19 protein-coding genes and 3 pseudogenes are annotated in these 20624 nt (G+C 65.7%); 16 read left to right on the forward strand and 6 right to left on the reverse strand.

Annotated features, from left to right (window positions below):
- Positions 1-17 precede the first annotated feature (17 nt).
- Positions 18-1317 (forward strand): annotated as a pseudogene (locus tag QM789_RS18885) (IS701 family transposase).
- A gap of 87 nt (positions 1318-1404) precedes the next feature.
- A pseudogene (locus QM789_RS18890) lies at positions 1405-2286 on the forward strand (IS5 family transposase).
- Here QM789_RS18890 and QM789_RS18895 read toward each other — a convergent pair.
- Together QM789_RS18895 and QM789_RS18900 are read right to left on the reverse strand one after the other, a co-directional pair.
- On the reverse strand, positions 2278-2676 hold the full coding sequence (locus tag QM789_RS18895) for a GntR family transcriptional regulator (protein WP_420353406.1): 399 nt from the start codon (positions 2674-2676) through the stop codon (positions 2278-2280). The pseudogene QM789_RS18890 and the gene QM789_RS18895 sit on opposite strands and share 9 nt — an antisense overlap.
- A 104-nt stretch (positions 2677-2780) precedes the next feature.
- Positions 2781-3767, reverse strand: coding sequence for a sugar-binding transcriptional regulator (locus QM789_RS18900; RefSeq protein ID WP_420353407.1), 987 nt, complete (start codon positions 3765-3767; stop codon positions 2781-2783).
- Positions 3768-3867: 100 nt separating this feature from the next.
- On the opposite strand from QM789_RS18900, the gene QM789_RS18905 reads away from it, so the two are divergent.
- From QM789_RS18905 to QM789_RS18945, 9 genes and pseudogenes are all read left to right on the forward strand, one after another.
- Positions 3868-5187 carry an ABC transporter substrate-binding protein gene (locus QM789_RS18905; protein WP_420353408.1) on the forward strand — a complete coding sequence of 440 codons (1320 nt, stop codon included), beginning with the start codon at positions 3868-3870 and terminating at the stop codon, positions 5185-5187.
- Positions 5188-5253: 66 nt separating this feature from the next.
- Positions 5254-6123 carry a carbohydrate ABC transporter permease gene (locus tag QM789_RS18910; RefSeq protein WP_420353409.1) on the forward strand — a complete coding sequence of 290 codons (870 nt, stop codon included), beginning with the start codon at positions 5254-5256 and terminating at the stop codon, positions 6121-6123.
- A gap of 12 nt (positions 6124-6135) precedes the next feature.
- Positions 6136-6966, forward strand: coding sequence for a carbohydrate ABC transporter permease (locus QM789_RS18915; protein WP_420353410.1), 831 nt, complete (start codon positions 6136-6138; stop codon positions 6964-6966).
- A 13-nt stretch (positions 6967-6979) separates the two neighbouring features.
- Entirely contained in the window at positions 6980-7978 is a 999-nt protein-coding gene (locus QM789_RS18920; protein WP_420353411.1) for an ABC transporter ATP-binding protein, read from the forward strand.
- Entirely contained in the window at positions 7975-8739 is a 765-nt protein-coding gene (locus QM789_RS18925; protein WP_420353412.1) for an L-iditol 2-dehydrogenase, read from the forward strand. The genes QM789_RS18920 and QM789_RS18925 overlap by 4 nt, the downstream gene beginning before the upstream one ends.
- Before the next feature lie 4 nt (positions 8740-8743).
- The gene (locus tag QM789_RS18930) at positions 8744-10210 is read left to right on the forward strand and encodes a mannitol dehydrogenase family protein (RefSeq protein ID WP_420353413.1); all 1467 of its coding nucleotides are present in this window, start codon (positions 8744-8746) and stop codon (positions 10208-10210) included.
- The gene (locus QM789_RS18935; protein WP_420353414.1) at positions 10210-10890 is read left to right on the forward strand and encodes an HAD family hydrolase; all 681 of its coding nucleotides are present in this window, start codon (positions 10210-10212) and stop codon (positions 10888-10890) included. Before QM789_RS18930 ends, QM789_RS18935 begins: the two co-directional genes overlap by 1 nt.
- 9 nt (positions 10891-10899) lie before the next feature.
- Positions 10900-12330 carry a xylulokinase gene (gene xylB, locus QM789_RS18940; RefSeq protein WP_420353415.1) on the forward strand — a complete coding sequence of 477 codons (1431 nt, stop codon included), beginning with the start codon at positions 10900-10902 and terminating at the stop codon, positions 12328-12330.
- A 10-nt stretch (positions 12331-12340) separates the two neighbouring features.
- Positions 12341-13292: pseudogene (locus QM789_RS18945) on the forward strand (carbohydrate kinase family protein).
- Positions 13293-15478: 2186 nt separating this feature from the next.
- On the opposite strand, the gene QM789_RS18950 reads toward QM789_RS18945, so the two are convergent.
- Together QM789_RS18950 and QM789_RS18955 are read right to left on the reverse strand one after the other, a co-directional pair.
- Complete coding sequence (locus QM789_RS18950; protein WP_420353416.1) at positions 15479-15793, reverse strand: hypothetical protein; 315 nt, start codon at positions 15791-15793, stop codon at positions 15479-15481.
- 17 nt (positions 15794-15810) lie between these two features.
- Complete coding sequence (locus QM789_RS18955; RefSeq protein ID WP_420353417.1) at positions 15811-16341, reverse strand: hypothetical protein; 531 nt, start codon at positions 16339-16341, stop codon at positions 15811-15813.
- Positions 16342-17206: 865 nt separating this feature from the next.
- Between QM789_RS18955 and QM789_RS18960 the strand changes: the two genes are divergently transcribed.
- The 4 genes from QM789_RS18960 (at position 17207) to QM789_RS18975 (ending at position 18850) form a co-directional block, all read left to right on the forward strand.
- Complete coding sequence (locus QM789_RS18960; protein WP_420353418.1) at positions 17207-17746, forward strand: hypothetical protein; 540 nt, start codon at positions 17207-17209, stop codon at positions 17744-17746.
- A gap of 133 nt (positions 17747-17879) precedes the next feature.
- Complete coding sequence (locus tag QM789_RS18965; RefSeq protein ID WP_420353419.1) at positions 17880-18374, forward strand: hypothetical protein; 495 nt, start codon at positions 17880-17882, stop codon at positions 18372-18374.
- Complete coding sequence (locus QM789_RS18970) at positions 18329-18532, forward strand: NAD(P)-binding domain-containing protein (RefSeq protein ID WP_420353420.1); 204 nt, start codon at positions 18329-18331, stop codon at positions 18530-18532. Before QM789_RS18965 ends, QM789_RS18970 begins: the two co-directional genes overlap by 46 nt.
- Before the next feature lie 105 nt (positions 18533-18637).
- Positions 18638-18850 carry a hypothetical protein gene (locus tag QM789_RS18975; RefSeq protein ID WP_420353421.1) on the forward strand — a complete coding sequence of 71 codons (213 nt, stop codon included), beginning with the start codon at positions 18638-18640 and terminating at the stop codon, positions 18848-18850.
- A gap of 248 nt (positions 18851-19098) precedes the next feature.
- Here QM789_RS18975 and QM789_RS18980 read toward each other — a convergent pair whose 3' ends face one another.
- Positions 19099-19215 carry a hypothetical protein gene (locus QM789_RS18980; protein ID WP_420353422.1) on the reverse strand — a complete coding sequence of 39 codons (117 nt, stop codon included), beginning with the start codon at positions 19213-19215 and terminating at the stop codon, positions 19099-19101.
- Positions 19216-19245: 30 nt separating this feature from the next.
- Complete coding sequence (locus tag QM789_RS18985; protein ID WP_420353423.1) at positions 19246-19443, reverse strand: hypothetical protein; 198 nt, start codon at positions 19441-19443, stop codon at positions 19246-19248.
- An 885-nt stretch (positions 19444-20328) separates the two neighbouring features.
- Here QM789_RS18985 and QM789_RS18990 point away from each other — a divergent pair.
- Positions 20329-20574, forward strand: a complete 246-nt coding sequence (locus QM789_RS18990) for a type II toxin-antitoxin system Phd/YefM family antitoxin (protein WP_420353424.1) — start codon at positions 20329-20331, stop codon at positions 20572-20574.
- Positions 20575-20624: the final 50 nt, after the last annotated feature.

A 20624-nucleotide genomic window follows, 5' to 3' on the forward strand; every position in this document is an offset into this window, starting at 1 on the left:
GCTTGTGGAGGCTGGCGATGGCGGATGATTGGCGGGACGATCTGGCGGAGTGGCTTCGTCCCTTTGTGGCAACATTGGGCGATCGTCGCAGGGCGCGGATGTGTCCGGCTTACGTTGAGGGGCTGATTGGTCCTGGCGATCGCAAGAGCGTGCAGCCCATGGCGATGCGTTCGCCCGGGATTGGCTATGATCAACTTCATCATTTTATTGGTGCCGCGCTGTGGGACAGCGCGCCGCTGGAGAAGGAACTGTGCCGGCAGGCAGACGCCTTGGTTGGTGGCAGCGATGCCTGGCTGATTATTGATGATACCGCGTTGCCCAAGAAGGGGCGTGCCTCGGTTGGGGTCGCACCGCAATACGCGTCGGCGCTCGGCAAGAACGCCAACTGCCAGACCCTTGTGTCGGTGACGCTGGCATCAGGCGAAGTGCCCGTGATGATCGGGCTTCGGCTGTTTCTGCCCGAGAAGCTGGACCAGTGATACGGCGCGCATGGATCGGGCAAAGGTTCCTGACGAGGCGCGCACCTACCGTACCAAGCCGGAGATCGCATTGGCCGAGATCGACCGTGTGCGCAGCGCAGGTGCGCGCTTTGGCGGCATCCTGGCCGACGCCGGCTATGGCCTGTCTGGCCCGTTCCGGCAGGCGCTCACCGAGCGTGGACTGACCTGGGCCGTGGGCATCCCTCACAAGCAGAAGGTCTACCCGGCCAACGTTGCCCTGATCTTCCCGATCGCCGGTCGCGGGCGACCGCGTAAGAACCATGTCCCCGATGTCCCATCTCGTCCGGCGCAGGAGATACTTGAGAAGGCGAAGTGGCAGGCCGTGAGTTGGCGGCGCGGCACGAAAGGCAAGCTCTCAGCCCGGTTCGCTGCCATGCGTGTCCGCGTCGCCGACGGACCGCCGCAGCGCATTGGCAATCTTGGCCAGCAGCATCTGCCCGGCGAGGAGGTCTGGCTGGTCGGCGAGCACCGTTCCACCGGCGAGCGCAAATACTACCTCAGCAACCTGCCGGCCGACACACCGCTCAAGAAACTGGCCGGGGCCATCAAGGCCCGTTGGGTCTGTGAGCAAGCCCATCAGCAGCTCAAGGAAGAGTTGGGCCTTGACCACTTCGAGGGCCGATCATGGCAGGGCCTGCACCGACATGCGCTCATGACCATGATCGCGTTCTCCTTCCTGCAAGCCCGACGCCTGAAGGCAGCGGGTGGGAAAAAAAAGGGCCCCAGCTCCCCCGCCGCAACCGAGCCTACCAGCTATCAGGCAGACGATCTTGATCCAGCTCAGTCAGCCGCCGCCCAACTGTCCCCACTGCCGTAGGAAGTGGCGAAAAATACTCAACAAACTTCTGCCAAAGTAGTGCTAGGACGTGTTGACAAAAGGGGTTCCAGCGGTCGGCATCCTGTGATTCAATCTCATCTCTGCTTTGGAGATGATCTTGGCCGCAACCTGATATCCGACGCTGAGTGGGCCTTTTTCGCGGGTTTCATTCGTGCCGTCAGGCACCTAAATGGGTGCAGGGCCTCCAACCATCGGCTTGTTCTGGATGGTATTTTCTGGATTGCGGGGACTGGCGCGCCGTGGCGGGACTTGCCCGAAGAGTTCGGTAAGTGGTCGTCGGTCTATCGCCAGTTCCGCCGCTGGACCCTGGCCGGGCTGTGGGAGGACATCCTGGACGCGCTGAACCACGCAGGGATTACACCCGACAAGCTTCAGATGGTCGACATCGACCCGGTGAGCGGCACCGGTTCGAGCGAACCGACGAGGGTGATCCGGGCCCAACACCACGCGGCAGGCGCAGTTTGAGGCAAAGAAACGCCCGGTGGGCTTTTCGACCCGATAACGGGGACTCCGAAAGAAGCTCTCGGTTGTTCGCGAGGTGGCTTCTCGACCAGGATCCATCTCCGCGTCAACGGCGTCGGCCTCCCGATGAGGATCGAGATCACGCCGGGACAGGATTCCGACTACAGCGGCTATGATCTGGTGATGGCCGACAATCTGCCCCAGCCCGGCGTTCTGGTTGCCGATAGGGGCTATGATTCTGAAAAATTCGGGAAGATATCGAACGCCGCAACGCCCTGCCGATGATACCGATGCGCAAAAACCGGAAGGTTCGCAAGGTCGTCGACATGGCCATCTACACGCTGCGTAACATGGTCGAGCGCTGTTTCAACAAGCTGAAGAACAGTCGTCGCCTGGCAACCCGCTACGACAAAACCCGCAGACAGCTTCCTCGGCTTCGTAAACGTCGCCTGCATCAGGCTCTGGATCCGCTATCCGTCAACATGACCTAACAGATCGCCAGGCCGCGACGAGAAACCGCGCGATTGCGGCATGCAGGTCGTCGATGCTGGCCATCAGCTGCGTCATGACGCAGGGGGCCAGAAGCGTGCGGTGAAAGAGGCGGTTCGCTTTGCCGCACGTTGCTGGCTGTTCCGCTGTTCGGGTGGCTCTGTCGGCCTCGGCCAGCATGTCCGGCGTCAGATTCGGCGCGGCATGGCGGAGCGCCAGTGTCTCCAGCGCGGCGCACATCTCGGCCATGTCCAAGGACGTGACCCGGACGCCCCGCCGCGGCTCGCTGACCGCGAGGCGCTGCGCTTCGATCTGCCGGAACGCGTCGCGCACGGGAACATGGCTCGCGCCGAATTCCGCAGCGATGTGATCCTGCCGCAGCCACACATCGGGCGGAATGGTCCCGGCGATGATCCATTCGGCGAGGGGCGCGGCCAGAGAGAAATGGTCGTCAGGATCGTCGCGGATTAGCTGTGTTAACCATGGCCTCGTCAGGTTGGCGCGCCCGTTCCGCCCGGAGCGGCGTTGCCCTCCTCGGCCAGCAGCCAGAGGGCGGTGTTCTCGTCCGTGATCAGCCCGTTGAGCTTGCGGCCTAGGAGCGCGCCGCGGATGGCGGCATGTTTTCCGGCCCCGATTCCGGCCCCGACCACCAGCGCGTCCGGCCCCTCCGGCAGGGGGGCGGAGGCGACCCGCCCATCCGGGGGGAGGTCGTTGCCGTTCTGGTCATAGGCGCGGCCGATGATTTCCCCCACGCCGCCGGCGGCGGTCAGCCGGGCCATCTCCCCGGCGTTCACGAAGCCGTCCTTCAGCAGCGGGCCGTCGGGGCCGAGCGCGCCGATCCCGACCAGCGCGATCTCGGCCTCGCGGGCCATGGCAAGCACCCGTGCGTTTCCGGGCTGGCGCCGAAGGGCCTCGCATTCCTCCGCCGTGGCGGCGATCACCGGCATCGTCAGGGGAAAGCTGCGCGCGGTCACCCGATCCGACAGGGAAAACAGCACGTTGTAATGGGCGGTTGAGCCATCGGGAGCGATGTTGCCGGTCAGCGAAACGATGCGGTGCCGGGGGCAGTCGATCCGCATGATCTCTCGCACCCCGGCATGGAGGGTGCGCCCCGTGCCGATGGCGAGCGTGAGGGGCTGGCTGCGGGCGAGTTCCCGTTCGAGAAACGTCGCCACCGCCATCCCGACCCCGGAGAGCCCCCCCGCCGAGGGCACAATTTCGCAGAACCGCAGCCCGAAGCGTTCCTTCATCCGCTGGCCCAGTTCCAGACAATGCGCCAGCGGATGGTCGATGCGGATCCGCAGGATGCCGGCGGCCTGCGCCTGTGCCACCAGCCGCTGCACCGTCTGGCGCGAGACGCCCATCTCCTCCGCGATCTCGTCCTGCGTGCGCCCCGCGACATAGGACAGCCAGGCGGCCTTGGCGGCCTGATCGAGCCTCCTGTTTCGCTGCGGTTCATGCTTCGTCTCGTGTCTCATCGCGCATTCCGAAAAAATTGGGTTTGACAACTCTTTCACTTTTGTCGAGCATTTGCCAGTGATGCGGGCAAATGTCGCATCCCGAGGAGGAGTAATTTCAATGTCTGCCATGATCCGCTCTCTTTGGGGGGCCTGTGCGCTTGGCGCTCTTTCATTGCCCGTCTGGGCCGAGACCACGCTGACCATCGCCACCGTGAACAACGGCGACATGATCCGCATGCAGAAGCTCACGGACGATTTCACCGCGCAGCACCCCGACATCAAGCTGCAATGGGTCACGCTTGAGGAAAACACCCTGCGTCAGCGGGTGACAACCGACATCGCCACCAAGGGCGGTCAGTATGACGTGGTGACGATCGGCAACTACGAAGTGCCGATCTGGGCTCGGCAGAACTGGCTTCTGGCGCTCGACGGGCTGCCGGAGGGGTATGACGCGGACGACCTGCTGCCGGCGGTGCGCAGCGCGCTTTCGGTCGAGGGCAAGCTCTACGCCGCGCCCTTTTACGGCGAATCTGCGATGGTGATGTACCGCAAGGATCTGGTGGAGAAGGCGGGGCTGACGCTTTCTGAGACGCCGACCTGGACCGAGATCTTCGCCGCCGCCCGCGCGATCACCGACAAGGACGCCGAGGTCTACGGCATCTGCCTGCGGGGCAAGGCAGGCTGGGGCGAGAACATGGCCTTCCTGACCGCCATGTCCAACAGCTACGGCGCGGCCTGGTTCGGCGAGGACTGGAAGCCGCAGTTCGACGGCCCCGAGTGGAAGGCCACGCTGACCGATTATGTGGCGATCATGGCCGAGGCCGGCCCTCCCGGCGCCTCCACCAACGGTTTCAACGAGAACCTCGCACTCTTTCAGCAGGGCAAATGCGGGATCTGGATCGACGCCACCGTCGCCGCCAGCTTCGTGAGCGACCCGAAGGAATCGAAGGTGGCCGATCAGGTCGGCTATGCGCAGTTCCCGAACAGGGAAGGCGTCGAGAATCACGGCAACTGGCTGTGGTCCTGGAACCTGGCCGTTCCGGCATCGTCCAAGAAGGCCGAGGCCGCGAAGGCCTTTATCGCCTGGGCGACGTCGAAGGAATACACCGAACTCGTCGCCTCGAAAGAGGGATGGCGCGCCGCTCCTCCCGGCACGCGGAACTCGCTCTACGCGAATGCCGAATACCAGAAGGCCGCGCCCTTCGCCCGGCTGACGCTCGACGCGATCGGCGCGGTGACGCCGGATCATCCTTCGGTGAAGGCCACGCCCTATACCGGCGGTCAGTTCGTCTCCATCCCGGAGTTCCAGGCGATCGGCACGGCGGTGGGCCAGCAGTTCTCGGCGGCGGTGGCCGGGCAGGTCAAGCCCGAGCAGGCGCTCCAGTCGGCGCAGCAGCTGGCCACGCGGGAGATGACCCGCGCCGGTTACATCAAGTGATCTGAGCAAACAGTGGTTCCTCCGGGCGGTTCCGGCCGCCCGGGTTGGCAAGGGAGGAGACCCCGGATGGCTACCCGGCATCAGCGATCACTGGCGCGCGTCATGGTCGCGCCCTCGGTCGCGCTGCTTCTGCTGTGGATGATCGTTCCGCTGGCGATGACGCTCTGGTTCAGCTTCCAGCGCTACAATCTTCTGATGCCCGGCATGGAAGAGTTCACCGGGCTGGAGAACTACCGTTATTTCCTGACCGATCCGGGGTTCTGGATCTCGTTGCGGAACACGCTCGTACTGGTCGGCGGCGTGCTGGCGATCACGATCCTGGGCGGGATCGCGCTGGCCGTCCTGATCGACCAGCCGATATTCGGCCAGGGTTGGGTGCGCATCCTGATGATCGCGCCGTTCTTCGTGATGCCCACGGTTTCGGCGCTGGTCTGGAAGAACATGTTCATGAACCCGGTGAACGGCTTTCTGGGCCAGATCGCCCGGTTCTTCGGCCTTCAGCCGGTGGACTGGTTCGCGCAGTATCCGCTTCTGTCGATCATCATCATCGTCGCCTGGCAGTGGCTTCCCTTCGCGACGCTGATCCTGCTGACCGCGCTTCAGTCGCTGGACGGCGAACAGATGGAGGCGGCGGAGATGGACGGGGCGGGGCCGGTGTCGCGCTTCGTCTACCTGACGCTGCCGCACATGAGCCGGGCGATCACCGTGGTCGTGCTGATCCAGACGATCTTCCTGCTTTCCGTCTTCGCCGAGATCCTCGTGACCACCAACGGCGGGCCGGGCTATCAGACGACGACGCTGACCTATCTGGTCTATACCCAGGCCCTGCTCCAGTTCGACGTGGGCACGGCTTCCGCCGGCGGCATCATCGCCGTCATCCTCGCCAATATCGTTGCGATCTTCCTGATGCGGATGATCGGCAAGACGCTGAGCTGAGGGGGAAGAACCATGGCCCGCAATGTCACGCCCGCGCGGAAATGGATGTTCACGATCCTCGCCTGGGGCATCACCTTCGTGATCTTCTTCCCGATCCTGTGGATGGTCCTGACCAGCTTCAAGACCGAGGCCGTCGCCGTCGCCACGCCGCCGCAGTTCCTGTTCTTCGACTGGACGCTTGAGAACTACCATGAGGTTCAGGCGCGCTCGGATTACTTCGGCCACTTCCTGAACTCGGTCATCATCGCCGTCGGTTCGACGGTGCTGGGCCTCGTGGTGGCGGTGCCGTCTGCCTGGGCGATGGCCTTTCAGCCCGCGCCGCGCACCAAGGACGTGCTGATGTGGATGCTTTCCACCAAGATGATGCCGGGTGTGGGTGTCCTGATCCCGATCTACATCCTGTTCCAGCGTCTGGGGATGCTCGACAGCCGCACCGGGGTTCTGGTCGTGCTGATGCTGATGAACCTGCCGATCATCATCTGGATGCTCTACACCTATTTCCGCGAAATCCCGGCCGAGATCCTTGAGGCCGCGCGGATGGACGGCGCCGGTATCTGGGACGAGATCTGCCATGTTCTCACGCCGATGGCGGTTCCGGGCATCGCCTCGACGATGCTGCTGAACATCATCCTGGCCTGGAACGAAAGCTTCTGGACGCTGAACCTGACCAGTTCGGCCGCGGCACCGCTGACCACGTTCATCGCCGGTTATTCCAGTCCGGAGGGTCTGTTCTACGCCAAGCTTTCGGCGGCGAGCACGATGGCCATCGCGCCGATCCTGATCATGGGCTGGTTCAGCCAGAAACAACTTGTCCGCGGCCTGACCTTCGGCGCGGTGAAATGAGGAGGGGCACGATATGGGCAGCATAACCCTGAAAGGCGTGCGCAAGTCTTTTGGCGGGGTGGATGTGATCCCCGGCATCGACCTGGAGATCGGTGAGGGCGAATTCGTCGTCTTCGTCGGGCCTTCCGGCTGCGGGAAATCCACGCTCCTGCGGCTGATCGCGGGGCTGGAGGACGTGACCTCGGGTCAGATCCTGATCGACGGCCGGGACGTGACCACCGCCGCGCCGGTGCAGCGCGGCCTTGCCATGGTGTTCCAGTCCTACGCGCTTTATCCGCACATGTCGGTCAGGAAGAACATCGCCTTTCCGCTGAAGATGGCGAAGATGGCGGAGGCCGAGCAGGCCGCCCGGGTCGAACGCGCGGCCGGCATCCTGAACCTGACGGACTATCTGGACCGTCGGCCCGGCCAGCTTTCGGGCGGGCAGCGGCAGCGCGTGGCCATCGGGCGCGCCATCGTGCGCGAGCCGGAGGCGTTTCTCTTCGACGAGCCGCTCTCCAACCTCGACGCGGCGCTCCGGGTGAACATGCGCATCGAGATTTCCGAGCTTCACAAGAAGCTCGGCACGACGATGATCTATGTGACACACGACCAGGTGGAGGCCATGACCATGGCCGACAAGATCGTCGTGCTGCGGGCCGGGCGGGTCGAACAGGTGGGGACGCCGCTCGAACTCTACCACAAGCCGGTGAACACCTTCGTCGCCGGTTTTATCGGCAGCCCGAACATGAACTTCATCGGCGGCGAGGTGGCTGCACGGCGCAATGCCCATACCATCGGCATCCGGCCCGAGCACTGGGTCGTCTCGCGCGAGAGCGGGCGGGTGAAGGGACGGGTCACGGTGTCCGAACATCTCGGCTCCGACACCTACCTGCATGTGACGCTGGATGACGGGACGCATCTCGTCGTCCGGGCGCCGGGGGAATTCCCGGTGACCTATGGCGAGGAACTCTGGTTGACCGGAGCCGAGGGCCAAGTCTACCGCTTTGACGAAAAGGGAATGGCGATATGAGACTGGAAGGCAAGACCGCTCTGATCACCGGGGCGGCGCGCGGCATCGGCCGCGCCTATGCGCAGGCCTATATCGCCGAGGGCGCCCGCGTGGCCATCGCCGATATCAATGCCGAGGGCGTGCGCGCCACGGCGGCGGAGATCGGGGCGCATCCCGTCGTGATGGATGTGACCGATCAGGCCAGCATCGAGGCCGGCGTGACCGATGCGGTGGCCGCGCTCGGGGGCATCGACATCCTGATCAACAACGCCGCGCTCTTCGACCTGGCCCCCATCGTGGAGATCACGCGGGAAAGCTACGACAGGCTCTTCGCGATCAACGTGAGCGGCACGCTCTTCACCCTCCAGGCGGTGGCGCGGCACATGATCGCCACCGGCCGCCGCGGCAAGATCATCAACATGGCAAGCCAGGCCGGCCGGCGGGGCGAGCCGCTCGTCGCCGTCTACTGCGCGACGAAGGCCGCGGTGATCAGCCTGACGCAATCGGCCGGGCTCGACCTGATCCGGCACGGGATCAACGTCAATGCCATCGCGCCCGGCGTGGTCGATGGCGAGCACTGGGACGGGGTGGACGCGAAATTCGCCGTCTACGAGAACAAGCCCCGGGGCCAGAAGAAGAAGGAGGTCGGCGCCGCCGTGCCGTTCGGGCGCATGGGCACGGCCGCAGACCTGACCGGGATGGCGATCTTCCTCGCCACGCCGGAGGCCGATTACATCGTCGCCCAGACGTATAACGTCGATGGCGGCAACTGGATGAGCTGAAGCCATGACCATCAGACTGAACCAGGAGAACCTGCCCCTGATCGGGGTGGAAAAGCCGGGCTATGACCGCGCCGCGCTGAAGGGCGGGATCGTCCATTTCGGCCTGGGCAACTTTCACCGCGCGCATCAGGCGGTCTGCCTCGACCGGCTGATGAACCTCGGCCTCGGCACGGATTTCGCCATCGTCGGCGCCGGGGTTCTGCCATCGGACGCGCGGATGCGCGAGGTTCTGGCGGAGCAGGACTATCTCTACACCGTGGTCGAGCAGTCGGCCGGGGCGTCGCGGGCGCGGGTGATCGGCGCGATGGTCGATTACCTGCCCGCGGGCGATGCCGGGGCGATCATTGCGCGGCTGGCCGGTCCGGAAACGCGGATCGCGAGCCTCACCATCACCGAAGGCGGCTATTTCATCGACGCCGCCACCGGGCATTTCGACACCGCCCATCCGGCGATCGCCGCCGACGGCAGCGCACCCGGCACGCCCAAGACCGTCTTCGGCATTCTCGTCGCGGCGCTTCGCGCGCGGCGGGAGGCGGGGCTTGCCCCTTTCACCGTGATGTCTTGCGACAACATCCCTCACAACGGCCGCGTGACGCGCGAGGCGGTGGTGGAGACCGCACGTCTCTCCGATCCGGAACTGGCCGAATGGATCGCCGGGAACGTGGCCTTTCCGAACGCCATGGTGGACCGCATCACCCCCGCCACCTCGGACCGTGAGCGCGGGCTCGTGCGCGAGGACTTCGGCATCGCCGACGAAAGCCCCGTCTTCTGCGAGGATTTCCTGCAATGGGTGCTGGAGGATCATTTCCCCCTCGGCCGCCCGCCGCTGGAGGAGGCGGGGGTCGCGTTCGTCGATGACGTGACGCCGTGGGAGATGATGAAGATCCGCATCCTGAACGGCGGTCATGCGGTCATTGCCTATCCTTCGGGGCTGATGGACATCCATTTCGTGCATGAGGGCATGCAGAACGACCTCGTGCGCGCCTTCCTCGACAAGGTGGAGACGGAGGAGATCATCCCCGTCGTGCCCCCGGTCCCGAACACCGACCTCGGCGCCTATTTCGCGAAGGTCAGCGAGCGCTGCGCCAATCCGAAGATCGGCGACACGATCCGGCGGCTCTGTCTGGACGGATCGAACCGGCAGCCCAAGTTCATCGTGCCCACCATCGCCGACCGTCTGGCGCGCGGGCTTGGTGTCGAGGGGCTGGCGCTGGAAAGCGCGCTCTGGTGCCGCTATTGCGTCGGCGTCACCGACAGCGGCGCGACGATAGAGCCCAACGACCCGAACTGGGAGCACCTGACCCGCGTGGCGCAGGCGGCACAGGCCGATCCCGGAGCATGGCTGGCGATGGCGGAGATCTACGGCGAAACCGGGCAGAACCCGGCCTTTGCCGAGCCCTTCGCCCGCTGGCTCGCCATGCTGGGCGAGGTCGGCACGGCGGCGACCCTGCGGGCCTATCTGGGCCGATGATGCAGGACGCCGCGCTGATCTTCGATTGCGACGGGGTGCTCGTGGACAGCGAGCCCCTTTCGGTCGCCGAACTGGGCCGCACCCTGCGCGAGGCGGGGGCGGATATCGGGGATGACGAGATCTTCGGCCGGATGATCGGCCGGGACATCGCGCAGATCCTCCGCATGGTCCGGGAGGAGCAAGGGGTGGACGCCACGCCGCTCCTGCCGGGATATCGCGACCGTCTCCAGCGCCGGTTCGACGCCGAGCTTCGCCCGGTGCCGGGCATCGCCCAGGCGATAGGCGCGATGGCGGATCTGCCGCGCATCGTCGCCTCCTCCTCCGGGCCGGAGCGGATCGCGCATTCGCTGCGGCTGACGGGGCTGGCGGATCTGTTCGGGGACAGGATCTGTTCCGCGGTCGAGGTGGAGAACGGCAAGCCCGCGCCCGATCTTTTCCTGCTGGCGGCGCGGCGGCTCGGGGCGGATCCGGCCCGCTGCATCGTGATCGAGGACAGCGAGGCCGGGGTGCGCGCAGCGAAGGCCGCCGGTATGCGGGTCGTGGGTTTTCTGGCCGGCAGCCATGCCGGGGTGGCGGGGCTCGCGCAGAAGCTGCCCGCGCTCGGCCCGGATGCGCTCGCGCGGCGGGCGGAGGAACTGCCCGCGATCATCGGCCGGCTGATGGCCAACGGCGCGGCTTAGGGAGGCGGCATGTTTCTGGGAATTGATCTCGGCACATCGGGCGTCAAGGCGCTGCTGATGGATGCGAACCAGCGCGTTCTGGCGACGGCGACGGGGGAGCTTGACGTCTCGCGCCCGCATCCCGGCTGGTCGGAGCAGGATCCGGCCGACTGGATCGCCGCGACCCGGCGCGCCGTGGCCGGGCTGGACGGGCATGACCTTTCGGGGGTGGAGGGGATCGGTCTTTCGGGCCAGATGCACGGGGCGGTGGCGCTGGATGCGGCCGACCGGGTGATCCGCCCGGCGATCCTGTGGAACGACGGCCGGTCCGAGCCGCAGGCGCGGCGGCTCGACGCCGATCCCCGGTTCCGGGCGATTTCCGGCAATGTGGTGTTTCCGGGCTTCACGGCGCCCAAGCTGGTCTGGATGGCGCAGGAGGAGCCGGAGAATTTCGCCCGGGTAACGAAGGTTCTCCTGCCGAAGGACTATCTGCGGCTCTGGCTCACGGGCGAGAGTCTGGGCGACATGTCGGATGCGGCGGGAACGGCCTGGTTCGACAATGGCGCGCGCCGCTGGTCCGGGGAGCTTCTGGCCGCGTCGGGGATGCGGGATGATCAGATGCCCGTGCTTGTCGAGGGGAACGCTCCCGGCGGCGGGCTCCGCGCGGAGGTGGCGGCCGAATGGGGCATGCGGCCCGGCACGGTGGTTTCCGGCGGCGCGGGCGATGGCGCGGCCACGGCGATCGGCGCGGGCTCGGTGGCGGAGGGGCAGGGGTTCGTCTCTCTCGGCACCTCGGGGGTGATCTTCAACCCCACCGCTCGTTTCCTGCCGAACCCGGAAAGCGCCGTCCATGCCTTCTGCCACGCCCTGCCGGGGATGTGGTTGCAGATGGGGGTGATCCTGTCGGCCTCGGCCGGGCTGCAATGGCTTTCGGCGATCCTCGGCGAAAAACCGGCGGCGCTGACGGCGGCGCTCGGCCCCGATCTGCGCGCCCCGGGGGAGGTGACGTTCCTGCCCTATCTGTCCGGCGAACGGACGCCCCATAACGATGCCGCGGCGCGGGGGGCGTTTTCCGGCCTTTCGGCCCGCACCGGCCGGAGCGATCTGACGCAGGCGGTGCTGGAGGGCGTGGCCTTTGCCTTCGCCGATAACCTGGCGGCGCTCCGGGCGTCGGGTTCGGCCCCGGACTCGCTTCTGGCGCTTGGCGGCGGCGCGCGGTCGGCTTACTGGCTGAAGGCGGTCGCGACCGCGATCGGGATGCCGCTCCTGCTGCCGGAAAGCGGCGATTACGGCGCGGCTTTCGGCGCGGCGCGGCTGGGGCTGATGGCGGCGACCGGGGCTGATCCGGCCGGGGTCTGCACGCGCCCGGTGATCGCGGCCGAGATCCTGCCCGACAGGGTGCTCGCCCCCGCGTTCGCGGAGAAATACGCCGCCTTCCGCGCAGCTTACCAACCGGCATGAGGGGAATGAGATGAGCGAGGCACGGATTCTTTGCTGCGGCGAGGCGCTGATCGACATGATCCCCCGTCCTCTGGCGGAGGGCGGCGCGGGCTATGTGCCGTTCTGTGGCGGCGCGGTGTTCAATACCGCGGTCGCGCTCGGTCGGCTGGGGCGGCGGGTGGATCTGCTGACCGGTCTTTCGCGGGATCTGTTCGGCAGCCTGCTGACGCAGGCGCTGCACGAAAGCCGTGTCGGGACCGGGTTCGCCATCCTGTCGGACAGGCCGACGACGCTGGCCTTCGTCCAGCTTCACAATGGGCAGGCAAGCTACACTTTCTATGACGAGGGCTCCGCCGGCCGGATGATCGCACAGGCGGATCTGCCCGGCCTGCCCGACGATCTGGGGCTGCTCTATCTCGGCGGGATCAGTCTCGCCTGCGAGCCGGGGGCAGATACCTACGCCGCGCTTCTGGATCGGGCGGGGCCGGATATCGCGGTGATGATGGACCCGAACATCCGCCCCGGTTTCATCCGCGATGCCGAGCGCTATCGCGCGCGGCTCGGGCGGATGCTCGCGCGGGCGGATATCGTCAAGCTTCTCGGACGAGGATCTGGCCTGGCTGATCCCGGGGTCGGAGCCGGTGGAGGACAGGATCGCACGGATCCGCGCGCTCGGCCCCGCGGTGGTGATCCTGACCTGCGGAGCCGAGGGGGCCATGGCGTGGCTGCCCGACGGCGGGCGGGTCGCGGTCGCCGCCCGGCCGGTCACGGTGGCCGATACGGTCGGCGCGGGTGATGCGTTCAATGCGGGCGTGATTTCGGCGCTGTCGGATGCGGGGCTTCTGGCGCGTGCGCGGCTTCGCGCCATTTCGGCCGCGCAGATGGAGGCGGCACTGTTCCATGGCGCGCAGGTGGCGGCGGTCACGGTGTCGCGCGCCGGCGCCAATCCGCCCTGGGCGCATGAGCTGACCCCCCTGGCATGAACTGAGAGCCCGCATGGTGACGGGGGGAATGTCGCGCCATCGCCTTCGGGCGCGCGCATGACCATACGGATAGCCGGGGCAGGGGGCTGCCTATCCATCGGGAGGAGGGGAATGCGCGCCGTGTCTCCGCGTGCCCGTCCCTGATGGGGAATACGGGGTTTCGAACCGGTGGGAGACGGCGGCCGCGCTCTTGCGCGTTGACTTTCCCAAGGGGTGAATGCAGCGATGTCGGCAAGACGCCCTTCCCCAATGAAGGTCAGGGGTGGGCACTATTTATTCCCTTATTTTCTTGTGGTTGCGATGTGGCGCGTCTTGGCTTGTGCCGGATTGACCTGCCACCGGTCTTTCATTCGCCCGCGACCGGAGCCGGTTGCTGATTTACGCCTTTCGGTGCGGTGGTCAGGTGCAGGGTGAAGCCTGCGGGGGCTGGTAGCCGAGGGCCGAATGGAGCCGCGCGCCGTGGTCGGCGGGCCCACCTTCAGCGCCGCCTTGAAGAGGAAGGCCGCGCCGAGATTGGAGCCTTCGGCCACATAAAGCCAGCCGAATGCCTCCGGGATCCCGATCCGTAGGGGCATCAGTGTGGCGCGACATCAAGATCGGCGGCATCCTGGGTGACGGCTGCGAGGCGTGCCCTGCGCGGCAGGTCAGGGATCCGATGCGGCAGAGCGGCGAAACGACCGCTCACGTTTGTGCTTTCTGCGCGGCGTGTACCGCCAGCACGAGGCGGGCGACGAAGTTGCACTGCCGCATGCCGTCCCGGATTAGGTCGGGATCAGGGTCAGGCGATCGGCACATGCCGTTGCTGGCGCCAAAATCAACGCCCGATGCGTCCAGCGTCCCCACCGTTCAGGGTGGGCGGTACGCAGTTCAACCCGATGTTTGCGCAGGGATCAAGCCATGCCTGCGCAGCGGACGGCGCACCGAAAGACACGCCCCGAACCGGTGCCCTCAGCGTGTGCAGGGCCCAGGCCTGCGCCTCGGGGTGCGACAGGATCGTCTGTGCCAGTTCGACACTCAGTTGACGATCTTTCACGTTTTCAGTCTCCCCAAGCGCTGCGCCTCGCCCAATGCGACCACGATCCGGGTAGGAACACCGAATTGCTCTGATATTTCGGCGGCATTGTGCCCGGCCACGATCGCGGATTCGATACGGAGCACCAGCGGAACCGTGAGTTCCGCAGCAACGGGGGTGACGACCGGCGCGCCCCGGAGTTCGCAAATCTGCAAACGCCGGACGATTCCCGTCCGCAGTTTTCCGGTGACACCGTGGATCTGGTTTTGCCAAGGGAACGCCGGTTAGCGCCGCATCGGCGGGCGGCGGAACAGGGGCGCCCGCTTGCAAATGCCGGGCCAGTTCATTCATGCCCCGCCGCGGATCACGGGCCGCCAATCTTTCGTGCAGTGCGCAACAGTGCCGGGCGCGCCAGCCGGTGAATGCGCGCAGAACATCCGTGGCACTGCTCGGAGCCAGCAAAACAAGCGCGGGGTTCGACAGGGCGCCATGCCGCAGATCGTGGGGTCGCAGGCCGGTTGCCTGTCCCAATCGTTGCGCGAACACACGCCGGTTGAAGCGGGCCATCGGCAACAGGTCACCGCCGCTTGTCAGAAACGGGGCGTCATGCGCCCTGCGCAGCGACAGGAACCGCTCCCACAGACGCAATTCCGCCGGCGTCAACAGGCTGGAAACCGGTGCCATGCGCCGCGCGGCGGAAGACTTGAGATCCCCCCAGAGGGTATGATGAATCCGGATTCCATCCCGTCCGGGTTCGACATCCCCGAGCCTCAGCGCCGCCATGTCCGAAAGCCGCAATCCGCCGCGTGCCCCGAGCAGTACAGCGATCTGACCGACAGGATCGCGGTGGAAAGAGTTCGAGTGCGAGCGCAATATGCCGGGGCGAAATCAGCGCAGTGTGGACCCGGGGGGCGGCGTTCCATAAGATCCAGCGACCACAGCACGATCCCGCGCACCACGGGAACCGGATGATCATCCAAAACCTTGTGCAAGGCGACGACGACCGGACCCCGGGGTTGCTTATGCGCCGATGGTGCCAGTGCGCCAAGGGCTGCGCCCAGACGGGCAAGGCAACTTTCGACATCCAGCCTGCCGCAGGTGGCGGGCAGGCGGGCCGATGGTTCTGCGTGCGGTTGTCGCCCTTTTGTGCGGGGGGCGGATTGTCCCGTGAGCCTCACGTGCCATCCGTCTTCTGCCGCAGAAAAAGTGAGCAGGGCGCCCCGGGCGACTTCGAACAGGACCGCCGGGATCGGTCGGGGGCTGAGATCCTCAAGGGCTGCAAATCCGGCGGTGCGGATCGTTTCCGGGTCAGGCCCAGATCCCCCGCGCCGATTTCCGCCATCACCTGCCGAAGAAGCTGCGCGGGATTACCGCCGGTCAGCTTTGCCCCCTTCGCACGGGCAATCAGCGACGATGTTGCGGTATCAGGGAAGAAGCGCAGCGTTTCGTGATGGTGCTCCTGCGCCGCGCGGCCGGTGATGCGCGGCATGGCCAGATCCATCCAGATCAGGTTCCCCAGATGATCCGACCGGTGAAATTCGGGGGCGGAATGGATGGCTTGCCAGAAGACCGGCCATGGCTCGGGGCGCAGCCACCGGTAATCGGATCCTGTGCGAAACGTATATCCGGGGCGAAACAGATTGCGCCGTGGTTCCCGATCCATGTTGTGCCGCCCCCCGGCTCGCGCCCGGCGCGGGCCAGGTCATCGGCTGATCGTCCCGACACCAGCGCTGCCAGAATGATCCCCGCGCCCGGGCAGCCCCGGCGGGCGTCGTGCAGGGCGGCAAAATCCGCCTTCCAGGCAGTGTCGGATGCCTCCACATCGAGTAATTCCAGCTGCGCTTCGGTTCGCGTGACAGATGGCGTCAGGCTGCGCAGCGTGCTGCCGGATTTGGCCTTGTTGCGCAGGAACTGTGGGCGCATCTGTTCGATGATGGCCTTTGACGGACCGTCGGGCAATGCCGCCAGAAGCCGCACAGCTTCCTGCACCAGAACTCTGCGCAGTGGCTGCGGCAATCCGGTGAAAAGGTCAGCCATCAACTGCGCCCATATACCGCGACATTGTTTGCCGCGTGACGCCGAAGACCCGCGCCGCAGATCCTGCGCAGGCCGAAGAATGCGTGCATCAAGTCCTCTGGCAAGTGCTGCCGAACCAATGCGATCCGGTGTGGGATACTGGCATCGCGAAGCCCCCCGCTGAAACGGCCTCAAGCCACATTGCGCGCCGGATTGCGTCGGCAGATGCGCGCCAGGCGAGGATCTGCACCGATACGGTACCTTCCGGCAGCGACAGTAAGCCTGCAAACCCGCCGCACCAATACCATGCTTCCTCCATCCGATGGACGATCACGGGCAGCGGTACCGCTCGGCGCGGCAGAGATCGCCATAGCAAAAACGCGCGCAATGCGTAGGGGAAGGGGGGGAGATCGGCAGCCAGCACGATCCGCCGGCGGGAGGAAACCGGTAGGGACGCTGACCCAAATGTGTTAGATATTGCGCCAGAGATGAAAAAAATGCAGCAAGATGCTATGATATTAAGCCTGTATATTACACAATATCAAAAGGTTAAAAGATAAAATCTCTTTATTGATGTGGGTTTTTATCCCGCCCATCTGGACGGGCGAGAACAGGTGTTCTCGCTCTGGTTTGAGGTGATGGCCGATCTGCACCGTCCCGGATGACCGGGCGGAGCCGCAACGGCGAAGCACACCCCGCGATCCGCGAAAGGGCTTCGCCACGTCCCTTCTTCGCGGATTGATGAAATGCGCTCATAGCCACATGCGATCTGGCCTCGGTAATCCGGGGCCTCCCGCCGTGTTAACTTTCATCCATAAAGATGGAATCGGAAGCGCAGCGCCGTCGCCGGTCCCGTGGCATGACCGATCAAATCGGGGGAAGAAGAATGGCGAATACCGACCGGGAACGCACCCATGGGAATGATGCCGTATCGCCCGGTCGCAGGCGCGTGATCATCGGGCTGGCGGCGGCACCGCTGGCCTCGCTTCCGGCCTTTCCCGCCTTCGCGCATCACGGCTGGCCCGGTTTCGACACCGCAAATCTCCTCTACATCGCGGGCACGGTCTCTTCGGATGGGGTCTGGGGCAACCCGCATTCGCATTTCGATATCACCGTGGACAGCGACTTGCCCGACCATACTCCTGAACTGACGATTCCGGTCGAGTTGCAGCATCCCGAGGACAGTATCCGGGTCAATGCCGCCCGCTCCTACAAAGGCCCCCACACCGAGTTGGAGATCATCATCGCGCCACCGGCATGGTCGGGCCGGTGGGGCCTCGGCCGCGCTCTGGAGATCGGGGAGCGGTTCCAGGGGGTCGGCTACATCAATCGGACGGATGACGGTCTCTTTCGTCCGGTGGTGTTCTGGTATGGCGATGACGCCGTGCCGGTGAACCAGGTGCTCGGCAACACGCTGCCGGAATAGGCTTCTGCGACAGAAGTGAGCCCCACGCTGAGCGTCAGCGCAGAAGCCGCAGTGCGAGGGTCCGGAGATCACCCATGCAGGCGCGGGTGGGCTTCCCCTCCCGCGCAATCCGCCCCAGAGGATTGAATGGAACATGCCTGAATTTCTCGACACGTTCCTGCGGCTGTTGCAGGGCTCTGCGCTCGGCCAGACGGTGCGGAGTGCTCCTTATGTCTATCCCGTGCTCGAATCCGTCCACATCCTCGGGATTGGCCTCCTGATTGGTCCGGCCTTCACCTTCGATCTGCGGGTTCTGGGGTTGGGACGCCGAGCGGTGTCCGTAACCGCCGCCGCGCGCTGCCTGCTGCCCGTCTCGCGCCTCGGCTTTGCCATCGCCGTCATCACGGGCATCGCGCTTCTCAGCGCGCAGCCGACCATGGTCGCCGCCGCTGGCGCCGCGCCGTGGAAGTTCGGCCTGCTGATCCTCGCCTGCCTCAACGTGCTGGTATTCCACGGCGGCATCTACCGCCGTGTCGATGAGTGGGCGGATGCCGCCATGGCCCCGGTCGCCGCCTGCCTTGGGGCTGGCGTGTCTCTGGTCGCATGGGCGGGAGTGATCTTCGCGGGCCGCCTCCTCGCCTATTCCTGATCCTGGTAACGCTGGCGCGGGCCGGTCACGATGTCGCCTTCAGCTATTCGCGCAGCACGGCCAAGCTGACGCGGCTGGCTTCTGAGGCCGGTGGCCGGACCGGCACGGTGGCGCAAGCCGTCGAAGGGGCCGATGCCGTGCTTCTGGCCGCCCATTAGTCTCGGATTGAGGATGCTCTCGACCAGGCTGACGATCTGGCCGGCAAGATCGTCCTCAACTGCTGCGTCCCGCTCGACATTCAGGACCGGGATCTGGTCCTTGGCGTGGCGACCTCGGGCGCGGAGGAGCTGGCGCGATGGGTTTCGGCCTTCAACACCAGCCCGAGCGAGGCGACGTTCGATGTCTACTCTGCGCGGAACGAGGAGCCGTGGCCGCAGTTGCTCTATTACGGGGACGACGAGGGGGCCAAGGATGTTGCGGCGCGTCTGATCCGGGACATCGGCTACGAGCCGCTGCATGCCGGCGCGCTTCGTTGAGCCTTTCGCCATGGTGACCGCCGGGCTGGCCTGTGCGCAGCCGGGTGGCCCGAAGCTGACCTATCGCTTCTCAAAATACGACGTACCGAAAATAAGGCCGCGTGATCGGCAAGGGGTCGAGGGCACCTGGAGACTGGCAAGCCCGGATCAACCTCGGTTGTTCCGGGCCCTTGTGCGACCCGCGGCGCCCACGCGCTCAGAGCTGCCGCCAGTCCCTGGGAGGGGGCCGGCGACTTTTGGAAGGGGGCTCAATCCTCCGGCGGGAGCAGGTCCGGGTTCCAGACGATTTCCCAAAGGTGCCCATTGGGGTCGCGGAGATAGCCGGCATAGCCGCCGTAGAAGGTTTCCTGTGCGGGTTTGCTCACCTCGGCGCCCGCCCGGGCCGCGGCCTCCGTTCACTGATCGACTTCTTCCCGCCGCGCCACGTTATGTCCGATGGTAAAGGCAGTCGAACTGACTGGCTGCAACGGCAATCCGGTATCGTGGGCAATGTCGGCCTGTGCCCAGAGGGCCAGTTTCAGCCCGCCGGACAGGTCGAAGAAGGCCACCGCGCCATGCTCGAACTCTTGTCCGATGATGCCCCTGGTGGGCACCCGAGCCCGTCGCGGTAGAAGGAAAGCGACCGTTCGAGATTGGCGACGCCGAGTGTCAGGACGGAAATCCGGGGCAGTCAACGGCGGTAATGTCCCGCAAGGCGGATGGTTGCCTTCGGTTATGATGGATCAGCTTTACCCAACTCCCGGGTACTCGGGTCCATAGTTCCGCCCCATTCGCTTCGCTGGTTTTAATCGGAAATCGTCTGAGGCAAATCCCGCATTGCGCGCGGGACCGGGCTCAAGGCTATGGCCGGTCGGACCGGCCTGCGTCCCGAACCCTTGCCCCCCGTTCTCCCTGCCGCCGGAGATCGGCCGCCGCGGTCTCATCCGAGCCCGCGCCATCCGTGGCGGCATGGTCGCCCGGAGCGCCGCGTTTCGGCCCAGACGGGTGACGATCCCTTTTGCAGCTTCGGTGATCCGCGCGCGGGCACGGGGATCGGGACGGGTTCGGCAGGGCCGAACCCCATCCCCTGAGGGAATGCCGTGCCGGGGTATCAACCGGGCCTTGCCCGGCTCAACCCCGTCCCGACGAATTTTCTGCTTCTTTCGAAGTCCGCCCAACATCCCCGGCCGGGCCGGTCAAAGGGCAAGCGCCGCGTGCCGCGTGTGGTGCCGCGGCCCCTCCCGCCACCGTGCCAGCGAACCCCATGCCAGCCGGAAGCCCGAGGCCGACCGCATCTTCATCAATCAGCAAAGCGCGACGGCCAGCATCAAGCGTTTGCCCGACGGAGGCTGGATCATCAACCCGCGCGGGCGAAGCCGCGACTGAACCCCCGAATTCTCATGGCGGGATCAACTGCCGCACCTGGGGACGGGGGCTTTCGCGAATGCGCTTGCCTGTTTGATCTCAAATGCCTCCTTTGGACCAAGAGAGGGTTTGCCATGCGTTCCTTTCCATCGTCCGAACTCAAGCGCACCCTCGGCGACGTGCTCGATGCGGCCAGCCAGGAGCCGGTTGCGATCACCAAGCACAAGACTCCGCGCTATGTGCTGATGAGTATTCACGCCTACGAAAGCCGCTTTCCGAACGACAAGCGCCAGAGCTTTGCGGTCAAGGACATGCCGGGCGAGCATCTGGCGAAGTTGGAAACCGCTCTGGCCGGTCTCGATGAGGACGGCAAGGCGTGAGCCGCCCCGAACAAGGGGGTGTGGTCCTACAGCTACCTCTGGCGCTGGCA

Origin of the sequence: Paenirhodobacter sp. (assembly GCF_047600745.1) — a bacterium.
GTDB lineage: Bacteria > Pseudomonadota > Alphaproteobacteria > Rhodobacterales > Rhodobacteraceae > Rhodobacter.

What these genes read in the sequence shown, in the direction of transcription:
- QM789_RS18970 (WP_420353420.1), top strand. Translation starts at nt 18,329, where the DNA reads ATGGGCGGGAGTGATCTTCGCGGGCCGCCTCCTCGCCTATTCCTGATC.
- QM789_RS18915 (WP_420353410.1), top strand. Translation starts at nt 6,136, where the DNA reads ATGGCCCGCAATGTCACGCCCGCGCGGAAATGGATGTTCACGATCCTC.
- QM789_RS18950 (WP_420353416.1), bottom strand. Translation starts at nt 15,793, where the DNA reads ATGCCGCGCATCACCGGCCGCGCGGCGCAGGAGCACCATCACGAAACG.
- QM789_RS18965 (WP_420353419.1), top strand. Translation starts at nt 17,880, where the DNA reads ATGCCTGAATTTCTCGACACGTTCCTGCGGCTGTTGCAGGGCTCTGCG.
- QM789_RS18935 (WP_420353414.1), top strand. Translation starts at nt 10,210, where the DNA reads ATGCAGGACGCCGCGCTGATCTTCGATTGCGACGGGGTGCTCGTGGAC.
- QM789_RS18925 (WP_420353412.1), top strand. Translation starts at nt 7,975, where the DNA reads ATGAGACTGGAAGGCAAGACCGCTCTGATCACCGGGGCGGCGCGCGGC.
- QM789_RS18960 (WP_420353418.1), top strand. Translation starts at nt 17,207, where the DNA reads ATGGCGAATACCGACCGGGAACGCACCCATGGGAATGATGCCGTATCG.
- QM789_RS18955 (WP_420353417.1), bottom strand. Translation starts at nt 16,341, where the DNA reads ATGGCTGACCTTTTCACCGGATTGCCGCAGCCACTGCGCAGAGTTCTG.
- QM789_RS18900 (WP_420353407.1), bottom strand. Translation starts at nt 3,767, where the DNA reads ATGAGACACGAGACGAAGCATGAACCGCAGCGAAACAGGAGGCTCGAT.
- QM789_RS18990 (WP_420353424.1), top strand. Translation starts at nt 20,329, where the DNA reads ATGCGTTCCTTTCCATCGTCCGAACTCAAGCGCACCCTCGGCGACGTG.
- xylB (WP_420353415.1), top strand. Translation starts at nt 10,900, where the DNA reads ATGTTTCTGGGAATTGATCTCGGCACATCGGGCGTCAAGGCGCTGCTG.
- QM789_RS18920 (WP_420353411.1), top strand. Translation starts at nt 6,980, where the DNA reads ATGGGCAGCATAACCCTGAAAGGCGTGCGCAAGTCTTTTGGCGGGGTG.
- QM789_RS18905 (WP_420353408.1), top strand. Translation starts at nt 3,868, where the DNA reads ATGTCTGCCATGATCCGCTCTCTTTGGGGGGCCTGTGCGCTTGGCGCT.
- QM789_RS18930 (WP_420353413.1), top strand. Translation starts at nt 8,744, where the DNA reads ATGACCATCAGACTGAACCAGGAGAACCTGCCCCTGATCGGGGTGGAA.
- QM789_RS18910 (WP_420353409.1), top strand. Translation starts at nt 5,254, where the DNA reads ATGGCTACCCGGCATCAGCGATCACTGGCGCGCGTCATGGTCGCGCCC.